This window comes from Bacillus mexicanus (genome assembly GCF_050445615.1).
In the GTDB taxonomy this organism is placed as follows: domain Bacteria; phylum Bacillota; class Bacilli; order Bacillales; family Bacillaceae; genus Bacillus; species Bacillus mexicanus.
On the sequence record NZ_JBCEYV010000001.1, the window covers coordinates 545,318 to 566,966 of the forward strand.

25 protein-coding genes and 3 pseudogenes are annotated in these 21,649 nt (G+C 44.9%); 19 read left to right on the forward strand and 9 right to left on the reverse strand.

Translation table 11 applies throughout. The annotated features are described in order from the left end of the window. Window positions 1-169: 169 nt before the first annotated feature. Window positions 170-1,093 (forward strand): ribonuclease Z, encoded by a 924-nt coding sequence (rnz, locus tag AAGG74_RS02970; RefSeq protein ID WP_429674484.1) that lies wholly within the window; start codon window positions 170-172, stop codon window positions 1,091-1,093. Between the two features lie 32 nt (window positions 1,094-1,125). Further along, complete coding sequence (gene rpmG, locus AAGG74_RS02975; protein WP_429674486.1) at window positions 1,126-1,293, forward strand: 50S ribosomal protein L33; 168 nt, start codon at window positions 1,126-1,128, stop codon at window positions 1,291-1,293. Here rpmG and AAGG74_RS02980 read toward each other — a convergent pair. Together AAGG74_RS02980 and namA are read right to left on the reverse strand one after the other, a co-directional pair. After that, window positions 1,290-2,051 (reverse strand): alpha/beta fold hydrolase, encoded by a 762-nt coding sequence (locus AAGG74_RS02980; RefSeq protein WP_429674487.1) that lies wholly within the window; start codon window positions 2,049-2,051, stop codon window positions 1,290-1,292. The genes rpmG and AAGG74_RS02980 overlap by 4 nt on opposite strands. A 108-nt stretch (window positions 2,052-2,159) precedes the next feature. Next, window positions 2,160-3,176: an NADPH dehydrogenase NamA gene (gene namA / locus AAGG74_RS02985; RefSeq protein WP_162102513.1), complete on the reverse strand. Its 1,017-nt coding sequence runs from the start codon at window positions 3,174-3,176 to the stop codon at window positions 2,160-2,162. Window positions 3,177-3,349: 173 nt separating this feature from the next. Here namA and AAGG74_RS02990 point away from each other — a divergent pair, with 173 nt between their 5' ends. Further along, a complete protein-coding gene (locus AAGG74_RS02990) occupies window positions 3,350-4,981 on the forward strand; it encodes a M20/M25/M40 family metallo-hydrolase (RefSeq protein ID WP_429674489.1) in 1,632 nt (543 codons plus the stop codon). Between the two features lie 38 nt (window positions 4,982-5,019). Here the strand turns inward: AAGG74_RS02990 and proC are convergent, their stop codons facing one another. Beyond that, window positions 5,020-5,856 (reverse strand): pyrroline-5-carboxylate reductase, encoded by an 837-nt coding sequence (gene proC, locus AAGG74_RS02995; protein WP_162102515.1) that lies wholly within the window; start codon window positions 5,854-5,856, stop codon window positions 5,020-5,022. Window positions 5,857-6,217: 361 nt separating this feature from the next. Between proC and AAGG74_RS03000 the strand changes: the two genes are divergently transcribed. The 5 genes and pseudogenes from AAGG74_RS03000 to AAGG74_RS03020 all read left to right on the forward strand — a co-directional run bounded on the left by AAGG74_RS03000 (window position 6,218) and on the right by AAGG74_RS03020 (window position 10,794). Further along, on the forward strand, window positions 6,218-7,177 hold the full coding sequence (locus AAGG74_RS03000; RefSeq protein ID WP_429674490.1) for an MBL fold metallo-hydrolase: 960 nt from the start codon (window positions 6,218-6,220) through the stop codon (window positions 7,175-7,177). 5 nt (window positions 7,178-7,182) lie between these two features. After that, window positions 7,183-7,962: an SDR family NAD(P)-dependent oxidoreductase gene (locus AAGG74_RS03005; RefSeq protein ID WP_162102517.1), complete on the forward strand. Its 780-nt coding sequence runs from the start codon at window positions 7,183-7,185 to the stop codon at window positions 7,960-7,962. A 76-nt stretch (window positions 7,963-8,038) separates the two neighbouring features. Beyond that, window positions 8,039-9,385: a D-serine ammonia-lyase gene (gene dsdA / locus AAGG74_RS03010; RefSeq protein ID WP_429674491.1), complete on the forward strand. Its 1,347-nt coding sequence runs from the start codon at window positions 8,039-8,041 to the stop codon at window positions 9,383-9,385. 71 nt (window positions 9,386-9,456) lie between these two features. Next, entirely contained in the window at window positions 9,457-10,416 is a 960-nt protein-coding gene (gene coaA, locus AAGG74_RS03015) for a type I pantothenate kinase (RefSeq protein ID WP_162102519.1), read from the forward strand. 4 nt (window positions 10,417-10,420) lie between these two features. Next, window positions 10,421-10,794: pseudogene (locus AAGG74_RS03020) on the forward strand (VOC family protein). A gap of 195 nt (window positions 10,795-10,989) precedes the next feature. On the opposite strand, the pseudogene AAGG74_RS03025 reads toward AAGG74_RS03020, so the two are convergent. Together AAGG74_RS03025 and AAGG74_RS03030 are read right to left on the reverse strand one after the other, a co-directional pair. Next, window positions 10,990-11,200, reverse strand: a pseudogene (locus AAGG74_RS03025) (MDR family MFS transporter); the annotation flags it as partial. A 66-nt stretch (window positions 11,201-11,266) separates the two neighbouring features. After that, entirely contained in the window at window positions 11,267-11,473 is a 207-nt protein-coding gene (locus AAGG74_RS03030; protein ID WP_162102520.1) for a YqzH family protein, read from the reverse strand. Between the two features lie 167 nt (window positions 11,474-11,640). On the opposite strand from AAGG74_RS03030, the gene AAGG74_RS03035 reads away from it, so the two are divergent. The 7 genes and pseudogenes from AAGG74_RS03035 (at window position 11,641) to AAGG74_RS03065 (ending at window position 15,829) form a co-directional block, all read left to right on the forward strand. Then, window positions 11,641-12,879: a DNA polymerase IV gene (locus tag AAGG74_RS03035; protein ID WP_429674492.1), complete on the forward strand. Its 1,239-nt coding sequence runs from the start codon at window positions 11,641-11,643 to the stop codon at window positions 12,877-12,879. Then, window positions 12,876-13,214 carry a YolD-like family protein gene (locus tag AAGG74_RS03040; protein ID WP_429674494.1) on the forward strand — a complete coding sequence of 113 codons (339 nt, stop codon included), beginning with the start codon at window positions 12,876-12,878 and terminating at the stop codon, window positions 13,212-13,214. The genes AAGG74_RS03035 and AAGG74_RS03040 overlap by 4 nt, the downstream gene beginning before the upstream one ends. A gap of 191 nt (window positions 13,215-13,405) precedes the next feature. Next, window positions 13,406-13,876, forward strand: a complete 471-nt coding sequence (locus AAGG74_RS03045; protein ID WP_225493791.1) for a GNAT family N-acetyltransferase — start codon at window positions 13,406-13,408, stop codon at window positions 13,874-13,876. Between the two features lie 12 nt (window positions 13,877-13,888). Continuing rightward, window positions 13,889-14,230, forward strand: coding sequence for an antibiotic biosynthesis monooxygenase family protein (locus tag AAGG74_RS03050; RefSeq protein ID WP_429674495.1), 342 nt, complete (start codon window positions 13,889-13,891; stop codon window positions 14,228-14,230). Next, a pseudogene (locus AAGG74_RS03055) lies at window positions 14,223-15,256 on the forward strand (GNAT family N-acetyltransferase). Before AAGG74_RS03050 ends, AAGG74_RS03055 begins: the two are co-directional and overlap by 8 nt. Continuing rightward, entirely contained in the window at window positions 15,253-15,576 is a 324-nt protein-coding gene (locus AAGG74_RS03060; RefSeq protein ID WP_162102526.1) for an iron-sulfur cluster biosynthesis family protein, read from the forward strand. Before AAGG74_RS03055 ends, AAGG74_RS03060 begins: the two are co-directional and overlap by 4 nt. 13 nt (window positions 15,577-15,589) lie before the next feature. Then, window positions 15,590-15,829 carry a YqkC family protein gene (locus AAGG74_RS03065; protein WP_162102527.1) on the forward strand — a complete coding sequence of 80 codons (240 nt, stop codon included), beginning with the start codon at window positions 15,590-15,592 and terminating at the stop codon, window positions 15,827-15,829. A gap of 38 nt (window positions 15,830-15,867) precedes the next feature. Here the strand turns inward: AAGG74_RS03065 and AAGG74_RS03070 are convergent, their stop codons facing one another. Beyond that, complete coding sequence (locus AAGG74_RS03070; protein WP_429674497.1) at window positions 15,868-16,785, reverse strand: alpha/beta hydrolase; 918 nt, start codon at window positions 16,783-16,785, stop codon at window positions 15,868-15,870. A 162-nt stretch (window positions 16,786-16,947) separates the two neighbouring features. Here AAGG74_RS03070 and AAGG74_RS03075 point away from each other — a divergent pair, with 162 nt between their 5' ends. Continuing rightward, window positions 16,948-17,172, forward strand: a complete 225-nt coding sequence (locus AAGG74_RS03075; protein ID WP_429674499.1) for a YqkE family protein — start codon at window positions 16,948-16,950, stop codon at window positions 17,170-17,172. A 31-nt stretch (window positions 17,173-17,203) separates the two neighbouring features. Here AAGG74_RS03075 and AAGG74_RS03080 read toward each other — a convergent pair whose 3' ends face one another. Together AAGG74_RS03080 and mciZ are read right to left on the reverse strand one after the other, a co-directional pair. Beyond that, a complete protein-coding gene (locus tag AAGG74_RS03080) occupies window positions 17,204-18,124 on the reverse strand; it encodes an aldo/keto reductase (protein WP_429674500.1) in 921 nt (306 codons plus the stop codon). A gap of 62 nt (window positions 18,125-18,186) precedes the next feature. Beyond that, a complete protein-coding gene (gene mciZ, locus AAGG74_RS03085) occupies window positions 18,187-18,309 on the reverse strand; it encodes a Z-ring formation inhibitor MciZ (protein WP_429674502.1) in 123 nt (40 codons plus the stop codon). Between the two features lie 72 nt (window positions 18,310-18,381). Here mciZ and nudF point away from each other — a divergent pair, with 72 nt between their 5' ends. Next, window positions 18,382-18,939, forward strand: a complete 558-nt coding sequence (gene nudF / locus AAGG74_RS03090; RefSeq protein ID WP_429674503.1) for an ADP-ribose pyrophosphatase — start codon at window positions 18,382-18,384, stop codon at window positions 18,937-18,939. After that, on the forward strand, window positions 18,936-20,099 hold the full coding sequence (locus AAGG74_RS03095) for a TIGR00375 family protein (protein ID WP_429674504.1): 1,164 nt from the start codon (window positions 18,936-18,938) through the stop codon (window positions 20,097-20,099). Before nudF ends, AAGG74_RS03095 begins: the two co-directional genes overlap by 4 nt. A gap of 6 nt (window positions 20,100-20,105) precedes the next feature. Here the strand turns inward: AAGG74_RS03095 and ansR are convergent, their stop codons facing one another. Further along, window positions 20,106-20,456, reverse strand: a complete 351-nt coding sequence (gene ansR, locus AAGG74_RS03100) for an HTH-type transcriptional regulator AnsR (protein ID WP_162102534.1) — start codon at window positions 20,454-20,456, stop codon at window positions 20,106-20,108. A 181-nt stretch (window positions 20,457-20,637) separates the two neighbouring features. Between ansR and ansA the strand changes: the two genes are divergently transcribed. Beyond that, a complete protein-coding gene (gene ansA / locus AAGG74_RS03105) occupies window positions 20,638-21,627 on the forward strand; it encodes an asparaginase (protein ID WP_162102535.1) in 990 nt (329 codons plus the stop codon). Window positions 21,628-21,649 lie beyond the last annotated feature (22 nt).

The following is a 21,649-nucleotide window of genomic DNA, read 5'->3' on the forward strand; positions in this document are numbered from 1 at the left end:
CATTTTAAATCTAAAATTCGACGAAAGCAAACATTTCAGCCCTTTTTTTGAAGAATGCCGTAAAAATGTTTCTAGAACGAAAGGATTGTTCCTTTTAAGGGCAAGATTCACATTTTGCGCATGATCCTGTATTCTTGTAGGTAACTAGTTCTAGTAGGAGGAAGGAAATGTGGAATTACTTTTTTTAGGAACAGGAGCCGGCATTCCCGCGAAGGCGAGAAACGTAACGTCGGTGGCATTGAAATTGCTTGAAGAAAGGCGTTCGGTATGGCTGTTTGACTGCGGAGAAGCTACACAGCACCAGATTTTACATACATCAATTAAACCTCGTAAAATAGAAAAAATCTTCATTACACATATGCACGGCGATCATGTATACGGACTTCCGGGGCTTCTGGGGAGCCGTTCTTTTCAAGGCGGAGAGGACGAATTGACGGTGTACGGACCTAAAGGAATCAAAGCGTTTATTGAAACAAGCCTTGCGGTCACGAAAACTCATTTGACATATCCGCTTGTGATCGAAGAAATCGAAGAAGGAATCGTGTTTGAAGATGATCAGTTTATTGTGACAGCAGTATCTGTCATTCATGGAATCGAAGCGTTCGGGTACCGTGTGCAGGAAAAAGATGTGTCTGGTTCCTTAAAGGCAGATGTATTAAAGGAAATGAAGATCCCGCCAGGACCTGTATATCAAAGAATTAAAAAAGGCGAAACGGTTACGCTAGAAGATGGGCGCATCATCAATGGGAATGACTTTCTGGAGCCTCCTAAAAAGGGAAGAGCTGTTGTGTTTTCCGGAGATACGAGAGTAAGTGACAAGCTAAAAGACCTTGCAATGGACTGTGATGTGCTTGTTCATGAAGCGACTTTTTCCAAGGAAGATCGGAAGCTTGCTTATGATTATTTTCACAGTACAACAGAGCAAGCAGCCGTCACAGCAAAAGAAGCCGGAGCGAAGAAGCTCATTTTAACCCATATTAGCGCCAGATATCAGGGTGATATCTCTCTGGAACTGCAAAAAGAAGCGGCTGAGGTTTTCTCGAACAGCGTGGTGGCGTCTGATTTCTTAGAGGTAAACGTCCCGCGGAGCTGATGCGGAGAGCTCTTATTTAAGGAGATGTTCAAATGAGGATCAATGTTACGTTAGCCACTGAAACAGGAGATCGAAATGACATCACAACAAAAAACAAACGCACGAATCCAGACCGTTTAGAGCTGAAAAAATATTCACCGCGAAACAAAATAATAGAAAAGAAGACCGGAGCGTTACATATCCGGTCTTCTTTTTTTTAATTGACTGCCTGATAAAGCGGAGCGACCTGCTGGCACGCTGCGCACCATACATCATAAATAGCCAAATGAACGATGTGGGGTTCATCATGATGGATGTTGTGCGAGCTGTTTTTAGCTTGAATCCAGCCGCTTTGGTTAGAAAGAGACAATATGCTGCTGTGCAGGTGCTGCCACTCCTGTTCGACAGCGAATTTCTGGGTTCGTTCACCTGATGACAGCACAAGCAGAGGCATGTTTCCTAAATGGACTTGCCGCTGTTTGAACTCCTGCAGACTTTTTGAAAACTCCGCATGTGTGCCCTCAAGCATCATCTTTCTCTTATATGATTTGTGCATTTCTTCAGGTATAAAGGTGAAGCCTGCACAATCTCCTAAAGCAGGATCAAGAAGGACCATGCCGATAATATCACACCTGTTTTTGCAGGCCCATAGACCGGTAATGATAGCTCCGTATGAGTGTGAAACAGCCAAATAAGGTGGTTTTACATCTGCTGCCTTCAGCAAACTCTCCAATTCTTTCACCTGTTGTTCAGCTGTTCGTTTTGCGCTGCTTTGTCCGCTTTTTCCTATTCCCGCCCGATCATATGTGAAAATGCCAAATTCATCATCAATGTCCGCCATTAATGGTTTCCACGTTTCAGAAGAAGTACCGTAGCCGGCCTCAAAGACAATCGTTACACCGCCTGATCCTCTCCGGTGTTGTGTATGAAATTCACATCCGTCAATCGTATATGTCTTTTCCATCCAAGCTGTGTTCATTGGAGTCATCTCCTCTAATTGGTTCTACTAGGGAGACGGAGAACGTTAGCTGATCGTTTCTCTAAAAATAAAAAAGAGATATCCGGTTGAGGATATCTCTTTTGGACTTTACCAGCCTCTTTCGTATTGAACAGGGGCCGGAATCTCTGTATTGAGCTGTTTGGCAGCAGTTCTTGCAAAGAATGGATCCCGTAAAAGCTCTCTGCCGATAAAGATGAGATCGGCACGTTCGTTTTGCAGAATTTCTTCAGCCATTGATCCATTTGTAATCATGCCGACAGCACCAGTTGCCATGCCAGCCTGTTCACGGATTTTCTCAGCGAAGCTGACCTGATAGCCAGGGAATACGTTAATGTCTGCATGAACAAGGGCGCCTGTGCTGCAGTCGATTACATCAACACCTTGCTCCTTCATCCATTTTGCAAAACCGATGTGATCGGCGATGTCTAAGCCTTTGTCTGTATAGTCAGTAGCAGATACACGGACAAATAATGGTCCATCCCATACTTGTTTGACTTCATCGATGACCTCTCTTAAGAAACGATAGCGGTTTTCTGGTGAGCCGCCGTATTCATCTGTGCGGTGATTGGAAAGCGGAGATAAAAATTCGTGAATTAAGTATCCGTGTGCCGCATGAATTTCAATCACGTCAAAGCCGGCTTCTTTAGCGCGCACAGCCGCTTGTTTGAACTCTTGAATCGTTTCTTTTATTTTTTCTGCCGACATTTCTACAGGTGTTGCTGATTGTTCGTCAAACGCAATCGCCGATGGAGCGAAAATATCTCCTTCAAGCTCTGCTTTACGTCCGGCATGTGCAAGCTGGATGCCGATTTTTGAACCTTGTTCTTTGACCTGCTCAGTCAGTTTGGAAAAGCCTTCAATATGCTCGTCACTCCAAATTCCTAAGTCTTGGTCTGTGATTCGGCCTTGAGGGTTAACCGCTGATGCCTCCACAATAATGAGCCCAACCTGGCCGATTGCACGTGATATGTAATGTGCCATGTGGAACGGTGTCAATTTTCCGTCCTTTTCATGAGAAGAATACATGCACATTGGCGACATAACAATGCGGTTTTTTAACGTCATATCTTTGATTGTAATGGGTGTAAATAATTTTCTAGCCATTTCTTTCGCCTCCCGTAAGGTTTTTAGGAATTGATTATATCAACTCATTTCTTTCCCGTCATATAAACTGCTCAAAAGATCCGATTTTGTTAAACATATCTGTATAATAGACAGAGAATTATTTTATTTTTCAGGCTGGAAGCGTTTTTATACATAGGAGGGGGCGGAAATCGATGAATTGGCAGACGAAAGATGAATTGCTGACCCTTTTAACTTCTCTTGTGCAATACGAAAGCATCACCGGTTCAAAGGGCGAGGCAGCACTTGCGGAATATCTTTATTTTATTTTGAAGGATAAGCCTTATTTTCAAAAACATTCTGATGATGTCACACTTCATCCGATGAACGATGGGAGATCCTTTCTTACAGCTTTGGTCAAAAAGAAGAATGTCAAGAAGACAGTGCTTCTGCTGAGCCATTTTGATGTCGTAGACATTGAAGATTACGGAGAATTTATACATATGGCTTGTAAACCTGCTGAGCTTTTACGCTCTTTTCTAAAGAAAAAAGAGCTGCTTCCGGAACAGGTGAAAAGAGACGCTGAAAGCGGAGACTGGCTGTTTGGAAGAGGCACGATGGATATGAAAGCGGGGCTTGCTGTTCAGCTGTCGATGCTGGAACGGGCGATGAACGGGCAATTTGAGGGCAACGTGCTGTTAATCACGGTTCCTGATGAAGAGGTAAACTCAAGAGGTATGATTGAAGCGGTTCCTGTACTGAAGGCAATGGAGAAAACGCATGATATCACATTAACTGCTTGTTTGAATGCTGAACCGATGTTTGAAAAGTTTCCCGGCGACCAGCAGCAATATGTTTATACAGGGAGTATTGGCAAGGTGCTTGCGGGATTTTTCTGCAAGGGGATTGAGACTCATGTCGGAGAGCCATTTTCCGGCATAAACGCAAATTTAATGGTATCTGAGCTGAACCGTTTGCTCGAACTGAATGCGGATTTTTGCGAAAAGGTTGATGGCGAAGTCACTCCGCCGCCGGTAAACCTCATGCAAAAGGACTTGAAAGAAGCGTATTCAGTTCAGACACCGCATACAGCTGTCACGTTATTTAATGTGCTGTCAATGAAACGCTCAGCCAGTGAGCTGCATCAGATGCTACTTAAAACCGCAGAACAGGCGGCGGAGGAAATCATCGCGAATATTCGGAAGAAAACACAGGCTTTTCAGCAATTTGAGTCGTTTCAGCCGATGGAGCGGGCTGTCACTGTTTTGCCATTTGATGAGCTGGTCGCACGTGCGAAAAAGTGTGCTGGGGTTTCGGAAATAGAGCGGGCTATAAATTATGCCTTTGCCAACAGAGGAGATCTTGGAGACAGGGATTTTTCGACCAAAATGGTATCCGAGCTTGCTTCGCTTTGTAAGGAGGATGCGCCGCTCATTGTTCTTTTTTACAGCCCGCCGTTTTATCCGGCGGTTTCTTCAAAGGACGATCAATTGATCAGGAATACAGCTGATCAGCTTATACGTTATACCTTTGACAGATATGGCATAGTGTTACGGGAGGTTCAGTATTTCCCGGGACTTTCAGACTTAAGCTATCTGCAGCTGGAGAAGCAGGAGGTTGACGCGTACACAAGCAATATGCCGCTCTTTAATCGAGGATATTCACTGCCAAGCGGTAAAGACCATGCTTTAGATGTCCCGGTGTTCAACGTTGGTCCGGCTGGAAAGGACCCGCACAAATGGACGGAAAGACTGTATATGCCTTATTCCTTTGAAGTGCTTCCGGACTTGCTTTCGTTCACCATCTCCTCCTTATTCAAACAAGGACAGCTGGTGCAGGAAAAATAAAAGAGAGAAGACTCGGCGGCTTCTCTCTTTTATTAAATCTATGAATGCTTCCCTAAGGCAGCACCGGCAAACTGTTCTTTGATTTCAGCACTGCGTTTAGCGGTTTCCTCAATACAGTGAAGAATCGCTTCTTCAAATCGGGCGTCCTGTAAAGCGCGAAGACCTGCCTCTGTTGTGCCTCCCGGGCTCGTGATTTCCTTCCGCAGCTGTTCAGGCTGTTTGCCGCTGTGAAGAAGCATATCTGTTGCTCCGGCCATTGTCTGCAAAATGAGTGCTTTTGCTGTTTCCTTGTCCAATCCTACTTTTTGTGCCGCTTTTTCCATCGCCTCGATATACCGGTATACGTAGGCTGGACCGCTGCCGGCGATCGCCGTGACAGCGTCAAGATGGCGTTCCTCAACCAGTGTGGCATCACCGACTGTTTCTAATAGCGTTTTTGCGGCAGCCATATCGTCCTCGCTTGCTTCAGCGCTTACGGAAAAACCGGTTGCTGATTTTCCGATCGCTGCTGATGTATTAGGCATGACACGAATGACTGCGAGCTTTCTGGCAAAATAGTGCTGAATGGTGTCGATAGTAAGGCCTGCAAGCACTGAAATGACAAGCTGGTCTTTGATATACGGGCGCAGACTGCTGATGCTTTCCGCCGCGTCTTTCGGTTTAAAGGCGAGAAAAATGATATTGGTGTGAGCGAAAAACTCATTTTTATCTCTGCATGGACGCACACCGTACGTTTCTTTTAGTTCAATCAGCCGCTCGTCATTTGAGCGGTTTGTGATATAGATATATTCTGGTTTTGTGATGCCGCTATGCAAAATACCTTTAATCAGTGCTTCTGCCATAGAACCAGCGCCGACAAATCCTATCTTTTTCATTCATATCCTCCTTTTATCAGAACGACAAAAAACCTTTTCATCACATAAAGGACGAAAAGGTTCGCGGTACCACCCTCTGGGCACAGATTGCGCCCAGCTCACATCCCGTAACGCGGGAAACGTTTAGGTTTTCCTAATACCTTTCAGTCTGGGGGATCGCTCTTTTTGGCCATCGCCTTGTATATTATTCCTCGTCATAGCGTTCCAATGGTTCTCGTTTTATTTTGTTGTTCATTATGCTATGGCGGACAAGCTAATGTCAATCACTTTTTCAAAAAGGTCATTCTCATTCAGCAAATAATGACACAAGACCGAGAAAAAGCTAAAATATGACTAATGAATGAAGACAAGGAGAGAAAGGATGACAACTCTAGACATCATTCCAATTCGCGTTCCGACACCGTTTGCTGTAGGCGACGTTATCGTTTACCTCGTAAAAGGTGATGCGCTGACACTTATCGATGCCGGGCCAAATACAAAAAAGGCTGGCAGAGCCCTTGAGGAGCAGCTTGCCGCTGTCCATGTGAAAATGTCAGATATTGAGCAGGTTGTACTGACTCACCATCATGCTGATCATGCCGGCTTGCTTGATATCTTTTCTGATGAAATCGAAGTGATCGGGCATCCGTTCAACGAACCTTATATTAGCCGAGATCAAGTTTTTATGGATTGGCAAAAACGTTTTTTTCAAAAGCTGCTGCCTGAATTAGGCGTTCCTCTTGATACAGAAAAGGCAGAAAAGCTGATTCGGTCAGCGTACGCCTTTTCCTGTACAAGATCCTTGACGAAAACAGTCAGAGAAGGGATGAGCATTGATGGACTGGAAGGCTGGTCTGTTTTGGAGATGCCTGGACATGCTGAGTCGCATATCGTCTTATTCCATGAAAAAAGCGGGAGAATGCTTGGCGGCGATCTTCTGCTGACCAACAGCTCGTCTAATCCGATTCTGGAAGCCCCGAAAGCAGGAGTCATAAGGTCAACGCCTTTAATTAATTATCAGCAGTCTTTGCGGAGGCTGTCTGAGCTTGATCCAACGATCGTGTTTCCGGGTCATGGTGACATGATTACCAGCGTACAGGCATTGATTGAGAAGCGCTTTGACAAGCGGAGGAACAGAACGGAGGAAGTGCGGCGTATGCTGGCTGAAAAGCCGATGACCGCTTTTCAGGTCTGTCAGCAGCTTTTTCCTGCTGTGTATGAAAGAGAATTATTTTTCACGATGTCAGAAACGGTTGGGCATCTTGATGTGCTGGCGGCTGAAGAATCCATCACGCTATATTGGGAAGGACATACAGCATATTTTAGAACGATGAAGAGGTGAAATGGGTGAAGGATTTAGCAGGAAAACGGATTTGGATAACAGGCGCTTCAGGGGGGCTCGGTGAAAGAATCGCATACTTATGCGCAGCTGAAGGAGCCCACGTCCTGCTGTCGGCAAGACGTGAGGACCGCTTGATAGAAATCAAAAGGAAAATAACCGGGGAATGGAGCGGACAGTGTGAGATTTTCCCTCTGGATGTCGGCCGCCTGGAGGATATCGCCCGGGTCCGCGATCAGATCGGCTTGGTGGATGTACTGATTAACAATGCGGGCTTCGGTATCTTTGAAACGGTTTTAGACTCGACATTGGAAGACATGAAAGCGATGTTTGATGTAAATGTCTTCGGCCTGATCGCCTGTACAAAAGCGGTGCTCCCGCAAATGCTTGAGCAAAAAAAGGGCCATATCATCAATATCGCCTCTCAAGCGGGGAAAATCGCAACACCGAAATCAAGTCTTTATTCTGCGACAAAACATGCTGTGCTAGGCTACTCAAACGCTTTGCGGATGGAGCTGTCGGGAACCGGCATTTATGTGACAACTGTCAATCCGGGACCGATTCAGACAGACTTTTTTTCCATTGCTGATAAAGGCGGGGACTATGTCAAAAATGTCGGGCGCTGGATGCTCGATCCTGATGATGTGGCAGCTCACATTACAGCTGCTATTTTCACGAACAAACGGGAGATCAATCTTCCGCGTTTCATGAACGCCGGCACTAAGCTGTATCAGTTGTTTCCAGCTCTCGTTGAAAAGGTAGCAGGGCGCGTGCTCATGAAAAAATAAAGAGGGAACTGTCGAAATGGCTTTTGTTGGTATGTTCATGAGGCGGTTTTTATTAGTGAAAGGGAGAGATCGTTGAATGTCAATTCATTCAGAAGTTCTTCACGTTCTGCTCAAAGATCCGTTTATTCAGAAATTGATTGATACAAAGCCTGTATTATGGGCAAATTCGGGCAAGAAAGAGGAGCTGTTATTCCATGCAGATGAGTGGGAAAGCGAGATAACGGAGGCTGAAAAAAGGCTAAGCCGATTCGCTCCTTACATTGCCGAAGTGTTTCCTGAGACGAAAGATGCCAACGGTATGATCGAGTCTCCGCTTTTTGAAATAGAGCATATGAAGAAAAAGCTGGAAGAGGCATACGAGCTGTCTTTTCCCGGAAGGTGGCTTTTAAAGTGCGACCATGAGCTGCCGATTTCAGGATCGATTAAAGCGCGGGGCGGAATTTATGAAGTATTAAAGCATGCTGAAATGCTGGCGCTTCAGGCAGGAATGCTTCATGAAACTGATGATTACCGAATCTTACAGGAAGAGCGGTTTGCCGTGTTTTTTTCCCGTTACTCGCTTGCTGTCGGTTCGACAGGAAATCTCGGATTAAGCATTGGCATCATCGGTGCCGCACTCGGATTTCGCGTGACAGTGCATATGTCCGCGGATGCTAAGCAGTGGAAAAAGGATATGCTTCGCCAAAAGGGTGTTACTGTCATGGAGTATGAATCAGATTACAGTGAAGCGGTGAAAGAAGGGAGACAGCAGGCGGAGCAAGATCCGTTCTGTTATTTCATTGATGATGAACATTCCCGCCAGCTGTTTTTAGGATATGCGGTGGCAGCCAGACGATTAAAAACACAGCTCGACTGTATGAATATACGACCGAGCCGTGAGACGCCGCTGTTTGTGTACCTGCCATGCGGTGTCGGCGGGGGGCCGGGTGGTGTGGCGTTTGGGCTGAAGCTTTTATATGGCGACCATGTTCATGTGTTTTTTGCAGAGCCGACTCATTCACCGTGTATGCTGTTAGGGCTTTATTCCGGCCTCCATGAGAAGATTTCTGTCCAGGATATCGGCTTAGATAATCGGACAGCTGCTGACGGACTGGCTGTAGGGAGGCCGTCGGGATTTGTCGGTCAGCTCATTGAACCGCTGCTGAGCGGCTGTTATACGGTAGAGGATGATACGCTTTACACGTTGCTGCATATGCTGGCTGTAACTGAAAATCAATACTTAGAGCCTTCTGCTCTTGCCGGCATGTTCGGTCCAGTTCAGCTTTTTTCGACAGAAGAAGGCAGACGCTATCGCCAGAAATATGAGATGGAGCACGCGGTACATGTTGTCTGGGGAACGGGAGGAAGTATGGTTCCGCAAGAAGAAATGGCTGCGTTTAACCAGATCGGTGCAGGTTTACTAAAAAATGAAATAAAAAAATAAGCAGACAGTGAAAGGGTTTTCCGTTACAATCTTTGTAAGGGTTTTAACCTACAGAGAGCTAGGTGTCAACAGTGAAAAATAAAGAGCTTAATTTACATACATTATATACACAGCACAATCGTGAGTCTTGGTCTGGTTTTGGCGGACATTTGTCGATTGCTGTCTCTGAAGAGGAAGCAAAAGCTGTGGAAGGGCTGAATGATTACCTTTCTGTCGAAGAAGTGGAAACGATCTATATCCCGCTTGTTCGCCTGCTTCATTTGCATGTGAAGTCTGCTGCTGAGCGCAATAAGCATGTTAATGGTTTTTTGAAGCACCCTCATTCCGCCAAAATTCCATTTATAATTGGCATCGCCGGCAGTGTGGCAGTCGGAAAAAGCACAACAGCGCGGATTTTACAGAAGCTGCTTTCGCGGTTGCCGGACCGGCCTAAAGTGAGCCTTATCACCACAGATGGTTTTCTATTTTCTACAGCCGAGCTGAAAAAGAAAAATTTGCTGTCACGAAAAGGGTTTCCTGAAAGCTATGACGTAAAGGCGCTTCTCGAATTTTTGAACGACTTAAAATCAGGAAAAGACAGCGTAAAGGCCCCGGTGTATTCCCATCTTACCTATGACCGCGAGGAAGGCATGTTTGAGGTTGTAGAACAGGCCGATATTGTGATTATTGAAGGCATTAATGTTCTTCAGTCGCCAACCTTGGAAGATGACCGGGAAAACCCGCGTATTTTTGTTTCCGATTTCTTTGATTTTTCGATTTATGTGGACGCGGAGGAAAGCCGGATTTTCACTTGGTATTTAGAGCGTTTTCGTCTGCTTCGGGAAACAGCTTTCCAAAATCCCGATTCTTATTTTCATAAATTTAAAGACTTGTCTGATCAGGAGGCTGACGAGATGGCAGCTTCGATTTGGGAGACGGTCAATCGTCCGAATTTGTATGAAAATATCCTGCCGACTAAATTCAGATCGGACCTCATTTTGCGCAAGGGAGACGGGCATAAGGTTGAACAAGTGCTGGTAAGGCGGGTGTAATGTCATGCATCATATTGAACTGTATGTCTCTGATTTGGAAGTGTCTATGCGGTTTTGGGGATGGTTTTTAAAAGATTGGCTATAAAGAGTATTAAAATAGGATTTCGGAATTAGCTGGAAAAAATATCGTTTTTACCTTGTGATTGTGCAGGCGCAAAGAGCAATTTCTAGAGGAAATGCCCCAGATGCCGTGTCGGGCCGAATCATCACGCTGAATCCAAGCTTCAAGTTGACCTGATGATGGAAAAATTAACCGCAAAAGGCTATCGTGTGTTGTACTAAGACAGGTATCCTTTTGCCGGAGGGGACGGGCGTTACGCAGTATATTGTGAGGATCCGGACCGGATAAAGGTAGAGCTCGTTGTCCCAAACGATTAATCATAATCTTCGGATCGGCTGTCTCTATGCGGGTCAGCTACGCTTTTCGAATCTCCGCGTACTTGAAACTTGTCACAGCTGCAAAGATGACAGCGGCGAACACGATAAATACGAAAAGCTGAAACATTACACCGCCTATATTTATGGTCATCATCTCATTGTTGCGGGAGAGATTGGTTCTCTCCCGTTTTTTGTTTAAAGCGGCTTTTCCAGCGCGGACCGGTGTTTTGTCATTTCTCCTTTCATCTGCCGATAGGCGAACGCTAAAAATGGCAGGCCGAGCAGGGTGATTCCGCTTAGAACAGATCGGCCGGCCAGCGCCAAATCTGATCTGCAAATCCATCATAGAGGATAAAAGCACTTCGTCGATTGTAAATGTGACTATAATCATTACAAGTGAGGAAACCCTCATGATAGCGGGAAATGGACAGCTTATCCTGTTGTGAGGAGGATTGTGCGGTGCAGCCTGCGTTTAAGAGAACAGCCCTTGGTTTGTGACATAGTCATAAATGATATCCTCTATATGCGCATGCAGATCCTCATCGGGTTCTTCATTCCGTCTCTCTTCTAAGGCTGATTTCAAGCTTTGTTTTTCATACGGGCTTAACGGATCTATGGCAACATTTCTGCCGTATTGACGAAGTGCCTGCCCCATCATTTTTTCGACGAATTTCTCCATTATGACGCTCCTATCTTTATGCTTCGCTTTTAGTCTACTAAATGTTTTTCTTCTCTCACACCCCTGGCTCATATTTTCTCTCAGACAAGAATCATTTACCAGTATAAATCGAACATACTTTCGCATATAATGAAATCACGAACATAAGTTCCTTATCAGAGGTGTGTATGATGAAAGAAAAAGTGATTTTTCTCGTTGACATGCAATCGTTTTATGCATCTGTAGAGAAAGCGGAAAATCCACATTTGAAAAATAGGCCCGTCATTGTGTCAGGTGATCCTGAAAAAAGAGGCGGAGTCGTATTGGCTGCCTGCCCGCTGGCGAAACAAAAGGGTGTGGCGAATGCTTCCCGGCTGTGGGAGGCGCAGGAAAAGTGCCCTGAAGCTGTTGTGCTTCGGCCCCGTATGCAGCGGTATATTGATGTATCACTGCAAATTACGGCTATTTTAGAGGAATATACAGAGCTTGTAGAGCCGTATTCCATTGATGAACAGTTCATGGACATTACAGGCAGTCAAAAGCTGTTTGGGACGCCGGAAGAGATCGCAAACAGCATTCAGGGCAGAATTATGCGGGAGATCGGCATTTATGCGCGGGTCGGAATCGGTCCTAATAAAGCGCTGGCCAAAATTGCGTGTGACAACTTTGCCAAAAAGAATAAGAGTGGCATTTTTACCTTATCGAAAGAAAATATGAAAACTGACATGTGGCCGCTTCCGGTGGGCAGCATGTTTGGCGTCGGGAGCCGCATGAAGCATCATTTAACCCGAATGGGCATCAGCACGATCGGCGGGCTTGCGGCTTTTCCGCTCAATCTTTTAAAAAAGAAATGGGGCATTAACGGCCACGTGCTGTGGATGACGGCGAACGGGATCGACAATTCCCCTGTATCAACTTCATCTCTGGACGGGCAAAAGGCGATAGGCCACGGAATGACTCTCCCGAGAGACTACGAACAATTTGACAAAGAAATCAAGGTCGTGCTGTTGGAGTTGAGTGAAGAGGTGTGCAGGAGAAGTCGAAACGCCGGTGTCATGGGACAGACGGTGTCCGTGAGCTGCCGGGGTGCTGACTTTAATTGGCTAACAGGCTTTAACCGGCAAGTGAAGCTGGCGGAACCGACAAATTCCACCCAGGATGTATATGAGGCTGTATGCGGACTGTTTCTTAGATTTTGGGACGGGAAGCCTGTCCGCCGTCTCGGGGTCAATCTGTCACTGCTTTCATCTGATGACATATGGCAGCTCAATTTATTCCAGGATTATGCCAAAAAAATGAGCCTTGGCTATGTGGTGGACGGCATTAAAAACCGATTCGGCGACACAGCTATCATCAGAGCGGCGTCACTGACAGCGGCAGGCCAGGCATTTGAACGTGCGGCTAAAATAGGAGGGCACTATAAATGAACGACCATTTAAAGAGAGGCAATCTATTGTGGGAAGGAAGCAGAATGTTTCTGCCGGAACATAGACAAAGCCTGCTTGAGAGAAAGCGCCATAAACAGAAGCTGCAAAAGCCGATTCTCGATTCTGATAAGCTGGAGGAAATGAATCAAACGCTTTGCGCCGCGATGGAGTTTGCTCAGAATATCACTGTCAGCTGCTTTCAAGATGGTGAAATTGTCCGATGTACGGGGAAAATCTGCCGGTATGAAGAGTTTAAAAAAACAGTATGGATAAAAGGAGACGAGGACCAGCTTTATAAACTGGAACTTGAGCAAGTGCTTGATATTGTGCTGTAAAGTCTCTTCCCCTGTATTGGGGAAGAGAAATATGTGCAGAAATATAAACATTGTTCCCCCCTTGGAAGTCTGCAAACGTATGATAGAGGAAAGAAGGCATTTACAATTCCAGTCAGGCAAAATATAATTTTTATATTGTGAGAGAAAAGAGCTGACATTCGTTTTGCCAGACGGAGGGAGATCAAATCGTAATGGATATTCGAACAATCACGTCTTCAGATTATGAAATGGTAACGTCTGTATTGAATGAATGGTGGGGCGGCAGACAGATGAAAGAAAAATTGCCGAGACTATTTTTTGAGCATTTTCAGGACACAAGCTTTATTACATCTGAACATAACAGTATGACCGGATTTTTAATCGGATTTCAATCGCAATCAGACCCTGAAACGGCATACATTCATTTTTCCGGTGTGCATCCTGATTTCAGAAAAATGCAAATTGGAAAACAATTATATGATGTATTCATTGAAACCGTAAAACAAAGGGGTTGCACCCGAGTCAAATGCGTCACTTCACCGGTGAATAAAGTATCAATCGCATACCACACAAAATTGGGCTTTAATATTGAAAAGGGCACCAAAACAGTAAACGGCATCTCCGTGTTCGCAAACTATGACGGCCCGGGCCAAGACAGAGTGCTGTTTGTCAAAAACATATGAGGGGGAAATAAGATGGACTTTTTATCAAAAACACCTGAGCCTCCTTACTATGCGGTTATTTTTTCTTCTATTAAAAGTGAACATGACACAGGGTATGGAGAAACAGCAAAACGTATGGTATCGCTTGCGGCGGATCAGCCGGGATTTTTAGGCGTCGAAAGTGTTCGTGCGTCGGATGGAAGGAGCATAACGGTTTCCTATTGGGACAGTATGGACGCAATTAACAACTGGAAGCATCATACTGAACATCAAGCGGCAAAAGAAAAAGGAAAAAGCGTTTGGTACAAGTCGTATGCAGTCCGCATCGCAAAAGTCGGAAGACAGCGGCTGTTTCAGGAGAACACGAATGATTGAATTTCTCCAGCATAAGGAAGACACTGTAGCGCGTGAGATTATAGCCGTACAGATCCCCGCCTACATAAAGGAAACAGAGATTATCTGTTTTGACGGCATTCCCGCTTTACAAGAGAAGGTGAAGGATATATTCAAGCATCTCATGAACGGTTTGCGGGATACCGGAAAAATGGCAAGCTGATTGGTGTCATTTCATATGAGAAAAACATGCATCATCTCACCATTTGCAGGCTTGTTGTGCACCCTGACGGTTTTAGAAAAGGGATTGGACGAGCACTTCTGCAATTTGTCATTGATCAGAACGAAGACGCTGAGAAAATCGAAGTCGTCACAGCCGAGAAAAATATCCCGGCCGTGTCACTCTACACACAGGCCGGATTTCAAAAAGCAGAAACCGTCAAAGCAGCGCAGGGTCTATTGCTGTCGGTCTTTCGTTTGTATCCGAAAAGAAAAGTTGAGGTCGTTCCCTACAACAAAAAATGGACGGAAGGTTTCGATGAAGAAAAAGAATGGTTGAAGCGGGTGTTCGGGCCGGAGATGATCGCCATTCATCATATCGGAAGCACATCGATACCGAACATGGCAGCGAAGCCGATCATTGATATGCTAATTGAAGTCAGAAGCATTGAGGCCGTGAGCCAATTTGATGAACAAATGAAGGCTATCGGCTATATATCAAAAGGTGAGAACGGCATAGCGGGCAGGCGCTATTTTCAAAAGGGCGGAAATAAACGAACCCATCACGTCCATCTGTACGAACAGGAAAACCCTGCTATTGAAAGGCATCTGTTATTCAGAGATTATCTCAGAGCTCATCCGAACATAGCGAAAGAATACGCCGTTCTCAAAAAATGGCTGGCGGCCCAGCATCCCGACAGCATCAAACAGTACATGCAAGGGAAAGATGAATGGATCAAGACTGCAGAAAAAAATGCGAAACGGTGGAAAAAAGGCAGAAACAATGCGAATGGAAGCGTTGTATGCTACAATAGCGAAAATGATGAAAACGGGGGTCTCACCTTATGAACATACATGTGACAGATGCAGCAAAACAGGCATTTGAGCAGGCGTTCGACGCCAACCCGGGGAAAAAAGCCCAGCTTCGTTACGATGCAGAAGGGTGCGGCTGCGCGGTAAGCGGTGTTCCGACAATCTGGCTGGCAGAAGAATTAACGGGACAGTGTGAGCAGCTTGAAACGAATGGCATTCCGCTTTATATCCAATCGTCGCAAAAAGTGTTTTTTGACGATCAAATGACAATCGATTACAATGAGAAAGCCAAAACGCTGGCGCTGAAAAGCCCGGCTGAAATGCTCAGCCCCAGAATGAGCATACTAGTAAAGTAGGGAGACACGAAACGTGGAACAAAAGCTGAAGTCGATGAAGAACACAGCACAGAATAAAACGTGGGTATCCTTCCTGAATCAAAACCATCCCTATACCTTACTCCACTGGTCAATTGGAGGAGCAGAATCTGTCAAGAAAGATGTTTGGCTATTGCAGGATGAAATGACATTCGAAACGCAGGAGTTTACAACGATAGAGCTTGCGATTGAATGGATCAGAGAAAATATGGATGGCATTACCGACGTTTTGTGAAATGCAGAAGCGAAAGAGCCGAAGGGCCTTTCGCTTTTTTATTCTGTTGGATCCTTTATTTTATCTAAAAACTCTTTCACCGTTTTTCGGTATGTGTCCCGGTTTTTCGTATACGACATGGCATGTTCTCCATTTTCAGCAATGTACAGCGCCTTCGGCTCGGGTTTCTTTTTATAAAGCCGCTCGGTTGAAGAAACGGGTATATAATCATCATCCTTACTGTGAATAAAGAGAATCGGTTTTTCAATTTTATCAATGACAGCAAGCGGAGATACCTCGCGTGCCCGATAGCCGCCCCTCAGCTTCAAAAAGAAGTCGGCGATGGGGAGCAGCGGCCAAGACGGAAGCTTGTATTCCACCTTCAGCCGGTAGGCAAGCTGTTCATCAAAACGTGCAAAGGGACAATCGGCAATATAAAAATCAGCGCCATCCTCACAGTGTTCACCAGCGTAAAGCAGGGCCGTGGCAGCTCCCATTGATTCGCCGTGAATTCCGATCAATCCGCGCTGGCCTGTTTTATCTTTGGCCCAGCTGACAACCTCGCTGAGATCATCCTTTTCATAAAACCCATAGCTAGTCGTCTTTCCGCCGCTTTGTCCGTGCCGGCGATGGTCATAAACAATGACATTCCAGCCGAGATCAAGAAATAAATGCATATACTTAAGAGAATTCAGCGTATTCATTGTTACCCCGTGGCAAATAATGATGGTGTTTGGTGTATCATATGGTGCGACATGGCAGCCTTTTATATCGTACCCGTAAGCAGATGGTATGACAAAAGCGGTTTTCTCCATAAGCTCAAAGGAGTCAAACACATCATGTCCATCGTCTGTCTCTCTTTTGATAATATCTTCGTCTGCCTTTTTCCTGATAAACAGAATGATATTCGAAAATACCATTCCGATTGCGATAACAGCGGTTAAGAGAGCGCCAACGGCCAAAAAGATTTTCTTCAATAGCCACATCACCTTTCAACAAATATAGGAAATTCATACTGAAATCATTATATCAAATCGTGCTGTGCTGGCCGAAAAAGTGTTTAGAAGAGAGTCTGCTTGTTCAGTCTGCTTACTCCATGATAAACTGGCTTCAAAACAAATTTACAGGGAGAGCGTAATATGCAAAAACAAAAAAACGCTGACAAACACCAGTTAAAAGATGACCTTCAATCAGATATGAAAGCGAAGCTTATGGAGATGAAGAACCAGTTGAAGGAAGATGATAAAAAGAGACAGGAAAGAGAGAAAGCCGAACAGATCAGAAAGAAAAAAGAGATCGAAAAAAACAAAAGCTTTGGAGAACTCTTTAATGAAAGCCAAATGGATTGGCACAAATATAAATAAACCAGCACCCGTACAGGGGCTGGTTTTTCTATTATGAGCGGTGAGCCTCGTAAATGTCTTGTTTCGTATGAGATTGGAGCGCTTTGACTTCTTCAGTGCTTAAACACCGGGCATTTGCAGCGTGAACGTTTTCCCGTAGCTGCTCAACCTTACTGGCGCCTGTAATCACCGAGGCAACAGCCGGCTGTGCTAACAGATACTGCAGAGACTTTTCTGTCATAGAAAGATCAGGTGCGACGTTCTCTATAGCCTTGCGGGCATTTGCCAAGTCATCGAATGAATAGGACAAGTACCCGTTTTGTTTGAGACTGTCTGCCGCTTGATCAAGCGATTTTTCAGTTAAGAGCCCTTTAGCAACAGGGCCTCTGGCGACAACGCTGATATTGTGTTCCTCTAAAAGCGGAAGCCATTCCTCAGGGCGTCTGTCAAACAGGCTGAATTGCATCATAATACTGACGATGTTTGATTTTTTTACATATTCTTTTATCACATTCGGGCGGATGGAGGAAATGCCGTAGTAACGAATGACGCCTTCTTGTTTTAATTCCTCAAACGCTTCAATCGTTTCATCAATATTGTCCTCAATCGTGCCGCCGTGAAGCTGATAAAGATCGATGTAATCTGTTTTCAGCCGTGCCAAGCTCCTTTTTACGGCTTCTTTTATGTAAGCTTTTGAAGGATCCCAATACCAGCTGTCACTGCCGTCATCCCAACGGTTTCCCGCTTTCGTTGCCAAAATAATATCCTGGCGTCTGTTTTGAATCGCATCACCGACAATTTCTTCGTTATAACCGCGGTCATACAAATCCGCTGTGTCCAAATAGTTGATGCCAAGATCGATCGCTTCATCCAGGATGGACAAGGCTTTATTTTTTTCAGTTCCCAGAGACATGCAGCCAAGTCCGACTTCGCTTATCTCTAGATCAGATGTACCCAGTTTGCGCTTTCTCATGTGCACACTCCTTTTTTACGCTTTATATTGACCGTAATATAAAGGAGATAAAGTTTCAACTTTTACGGCTTGGAAACCCAATCTTTCACGTATTGGAATATGCGCCCGTACTCTTTCAGCTTCGCGCGAACCTCCCATGCTTTTCCGACTAGGACAATACCTTTTGGCACACGGCGGACTTTCATAAGAAGCCTCCTTTTTTCTAGTATGATAAAATGTATGGGGCATCATATAGAGACAGAACGGGAGATGAAGAAGTGAAATCATTAGAAGAAAAAACAATTGCCAAAGAACAGATCTTTTCGGGTAAAGTAATTGATCTTTATGTAGAAGATGTTGAACTGCCGAACGGCAAAGAGAGTAAACGTGAAATTGTGAAACATCCTGGAGCTGTAGCTATATTAGCTGTCACAGAGGAGGGGAAAATGATCCTTGTCAAACAATTTCGTAAACCGCTTGAGCGTACGATTGTTGAAATTCCGGCTGGAAAGCTTGAAAAAGGGGAGGAGCCAGAGTATACGGCACTTCGGGAGCTTGAAGAGGAAACGGGGTATACTGCGAAAAAACTGACAAAAATCACTGCGTTTTATACATCACCCGGCTTTGCGGATGAAATTGTTCACGTGTTTCTTGCTGAAGAGCTTTCTGTACTTGAAGAAAAACGGGAGCTTGATGAGGACGAGTTTGTTGAAGTGATGGAGGTGACGCTTGAAGATGCGCTGAAGCTGGTTGAATCGCGTGAAGTTTATGATGCTAAAACAGCCTATGCGATTCAGTATCTTCAGCTGAAAGAAGCGCTCCAAGCAAAAAAATGAAAAAGATTTACGCAGATTTGCACATTCATATCGGCCGCACCTTTAAGGGAAGAGCTGTTAAAATAACAGGCGCCAAAACGCTGACGCTTGACCGAATTTTAGTTGAAGCCAGTGAACATAAAGGAATTGAGCTTCTTGGCATTATCGACTGTCATTCTCCGGAAGTCATCCTAGAGCTTGAGGAAGGCATATCATCAGGGAAATATCGCGAGCTTGATGGCGGTGGAATTCGTTACCGCAACACCACTCTTTTATTAGGAAGCGAGCTGGAGATTTATGATGAAGCCTGCAACGGGCCGATCCATGTGCTCGCTTTTATGCCGACACTTGCTGATATGAAAAACTTTTCAAACTGGCTGTCAGCGCGGCTGAAAAATATTCATTTAAGCTCACAGCGGATTTATGAAACAGGCATGAATCTGCAAAAAAAAGTGAAGGGAATGGGCGGCCTATTTATTCCCGCCCACATCTTTACACCGCATAAAAGCTTATATGGAAAAGGGGTTGCATCAAGCTTAACCGAGGTTTTTGATCCTTCTATGATAGATGCAGTGGAGCTTGGATTAAGCTGTGATACAGACATGGCTTCACACGTATCTGAATTGAATCAGTACTCTTTTTTAACAAATTCTGACGCGCATTCGTTAGGCAAAATTGGCAGAGAATATAATGAACTATATGTACAGTCAGCTGATTTTACTGAGTTTGCTTTTGCATTAAGAGGTCAGGATGAAAGGGTCATTACGGCAAATTACGGCTTGGACCCGCTATTGGGGAAATATTATCAGACGACTTGTGAAGCGTGCGGAGAACCTGCTGTAAGCGGAGAAGCGACGTGCGCGAATTGCGGAAATCGCAGATTGACCAAAGGAGTCAGCGAAAGATTGCTTGAATTGAGTGATCAGACTGAAGTTCGCGTCTCGCGTCCGCGGTATGTTCATCAGATCCCATTGCAATTTGTTCCGGGTGTCGGTCCAAAAACTCTGGACAAACTAAAAAAAGCCTTTGGAACAGAGATGGCTGTGCTTCATGAGGCTTCGGAAGAAGATTTGGCTCGCGTGGTCCCGGCGAAAACCGCGGCACTCATTGTAAAAGCGAGATCCGGACAGCTGGAAGTGAAAGCCGGAGGAGGAGGAACCTATGGGAAAATTAAGCGGTGAGTTAGATTAACTCAGCTCCTCCTGTACTTTCCTTTTTGTTCGGATAAAGGTAATCAGCTGGATGATTTCATCTTCACTCAGCGGCTTACCATCAACAGAAATGTGAAAATCAAGGCTGTTCCACGTGGCTAATTCAATGGTCTGGGGAGCAGTCTGCTTTTGTTTCTCACGGCCCAAAAGTTCATCACAGGTTGTGTCGAAGAGATCAGCCAGCATGGCAAGTGCTTCAAGCGAAGGACGGCGGTAGCCTGACTCGTAGCCGGCATAAGTGCTTTTGGCGATACCCAGAAGGTCGGCTGTATATTGAAGCGACCAATTTTTCTTTTTTCTCAATTCAGTTAAACGATCCAGATTCATGAACTTCCGCTCCTTTTTTACCTTGAGCTGATTATATCATATAGGCATTAAGAAGTGTACGCGAATTGAATAATAATCTCTTGCGTATTTTATTTTCCGTGTCTATAATTGCATTAAAAGTATGCGAAAAGCGAATGCCTTCTCGCAACCCATCTTTAGATACAGTGAAGAGGTGCATGGTATGAAAAAATTATTGATGTTGACAACTGGGGGAACGATTGCTTCAGTTGAAGGGGAACATGGTCTGGCCCCAGGAGTCAAGGCTGATGAATTATTAAGTTACGTATCAAAACTTGATAACGATTACACGATGGAGACTCAGTCGCTTATGAATATAGACAGCACCAATATGCAGCCTGAATACTGGGTGGAAATAGCTGAAGCCGTTAAAGAAAATTATGACGCCTATGACGGATTTGTTATTACACACGGTACAGATACAATGGCCTATACATCTGCAGCGCTGTCATATATGCTCCAGGAAGCCGCAAAGCCGATCGTCATCACCGGCTCGCAAATCCCGATCACATTCCAAAAAACCGATGCTAAAAAAAACATTACAGATGCGATTCGCTTTGCCTGTGAAGGTGTGGGCGGCGTTTATGTTGTGTTTGACGGCAGAGTCATTCAAGGAACGCGTGCGATCAAATTAAGAACGAAAAGCTATGACGCATTTGAAAGCATCAATTATCCATATATCGCTTTTATCAATGAAGACGGGATCGAATACAACAAACAAGTAACGGAACATGGGAACGGCGCTTTCAAAGTTGATACGTCACTATGTACGGATGTATGTCTGCTGAAGCTGCATCCAGGCTTAAAGCCTGATATGTTAGATGCTTTGAAAAGCATGTACAAAGGGATTGTCATTGAGAGTTATGGCAGCGGGGGCGTACCATTTGAAGGCAGAGATATTTTGTCAAAAGTCAATGAACTGATCGAAAGCGGCATTGTCGTCGTGATCACAACTCAATGTCTGGAAGAAGGCGAAGACATGAGCATTTACGAGGTTGGCCGCAGAGTCAACCAAGACTTAATTATCCGATCCAGAAATATGAACACAGAAGCGATCATGCCAAAATTGATGTGGGCACTCGGACAGTCTTCGGATCTTCCCGTCGTAAAGAGAATTATGGAAACGCCGATTGCTGATGACGTTGTTTTGTAAAATGTCAGAAACTATGACCAAC

Bases quoted from the DNA above. Each gene is read 5' to 3' on its own strand.
- rpmG (WP_429674486.1), top strand. From the start codon at position 1,126: ATGAGGATCAATGTTACGTTAGCCACTGAAACAGGAGATCGAAATGAC.
- AAGG74_RS02980 (WP_429674487.1), bottom strand. From the start codon at position 2,051: ATGAACACAGCTTGGATGGAAAAGACATATACGATTGACGGATGTGAA.
- namA (WP_162102513.1), bottom strand. From the start codon at position 3,176: ATGGCTAGAAAATTATTTACACCCATTACAATCAAAGATATGACGTTA.
- AAGG74_RS02990 (WP_429674489.1), top strand. From the start codon at position 3,350: ATGAATTGGCAGACGAAAGATGAATTGCTGACCCTTTTAACTTCTCTT.
- proC (WP_162102515.1), bottom strand. From the start codon at position 5,856: ATGAAAAAGATAGGATTTGTCGGCGCTGGTTCTATGGCAGAAGCACTG.
- AAGG74_RS03000 (WP_429674490.1), top strand. From the start codon at position 6,218: ATGACAACTCTAGACATCATTCCAATTCGCGTTCCGACACCGTTTGCT.
- dsdA (WP_429674491.1), top strand. From the start codon at position 8,039: ATGTCAATTCATTCAGAAGTTCTTCACGTTCTGCTCAAAGATCCGTTT.
- AAGG74_RS03030 (WP_162102520.1), bottom strand. From the start codon at position 11,473: ATGGAGAAATTCGTCGAAAAAATGATGGGGCAGGCACTTCGTCAATAC.
- AAGG74_RS03035 (WP_429674492.1), top strand. From the start codon at position 11,641: ATGATGAAAGAAAAAGTGATTTTTCTCGTTGACATGCAATCGTTTTAT.
- AAGG74_RS03040 (WP_429674494.1), top strand. From the start codon at position 12,876: ATGAACGACCATTTAAAGAGAGGCAATCTATTGTGGGAAGGAAGCAGA.
- AAGG74_RS03045 (WP_225493791.1), top strand. From the start codon at position 13,406: ATGGATATTCGAACAATCACGTCTTCAGATTATGAAATGGTAACGTCT.
- AAGG74_RS03050 (WP_429674495.1), top strand. From the start codon at position 13,889: ATGGACTTTTTATCAAAAACACCTGAGCCTCCTTACTATGCGGTTATT.
- AAGG74_RS03060 (WP_162102526.1), top strand. From the start codon at position 15,253: ATGAACATACATGTGACAGATGCAGCAAAACAGGCATTTGAGCAGGCG.
- AAGG74_RS03075 (WP_429674499.1), top strand. From the start codon at position 16,948: ATGCAAAAACAAAAAAACGCTGACAAACACCAGTTAAAAGATGACCTT.
- AAGG74_RS03080 (WP_429674500.1), bottom strand. From the start codon at position 18,124: ATGAGAAAGCGCAAACTGGGTACATCTGATCTAGAGATAAGCGAAGTC.
- mciZ (WP_429674502.1), bottom strand. From the start codon at position 18,309: ATGAAAGTCCGCCGTGTGCCAAAAGGTATTGTCCTAGTCGGAAAAGCA.
- AAGG74_RS03095 (WP_429674504.1), top strand. From the start codon at position 18,936: ATGAAAAAGATTTACGCAGATTTGCACATTCATATCGGCCGCACCTTT.
- ansR (WP_162102534.1), bottom strand. From the start codon at position 20,456: ATGAATCTGGATCGTTTAACTGAATTGAGAAAAAAGAAAAATTGGTCG.
- ansA (WP_162102535.1), top strand. From the start codon at position 20,638: ATGAAAAAATTATTGATGTTGACAACTGGGGGAACGATTGCTTCAGTT.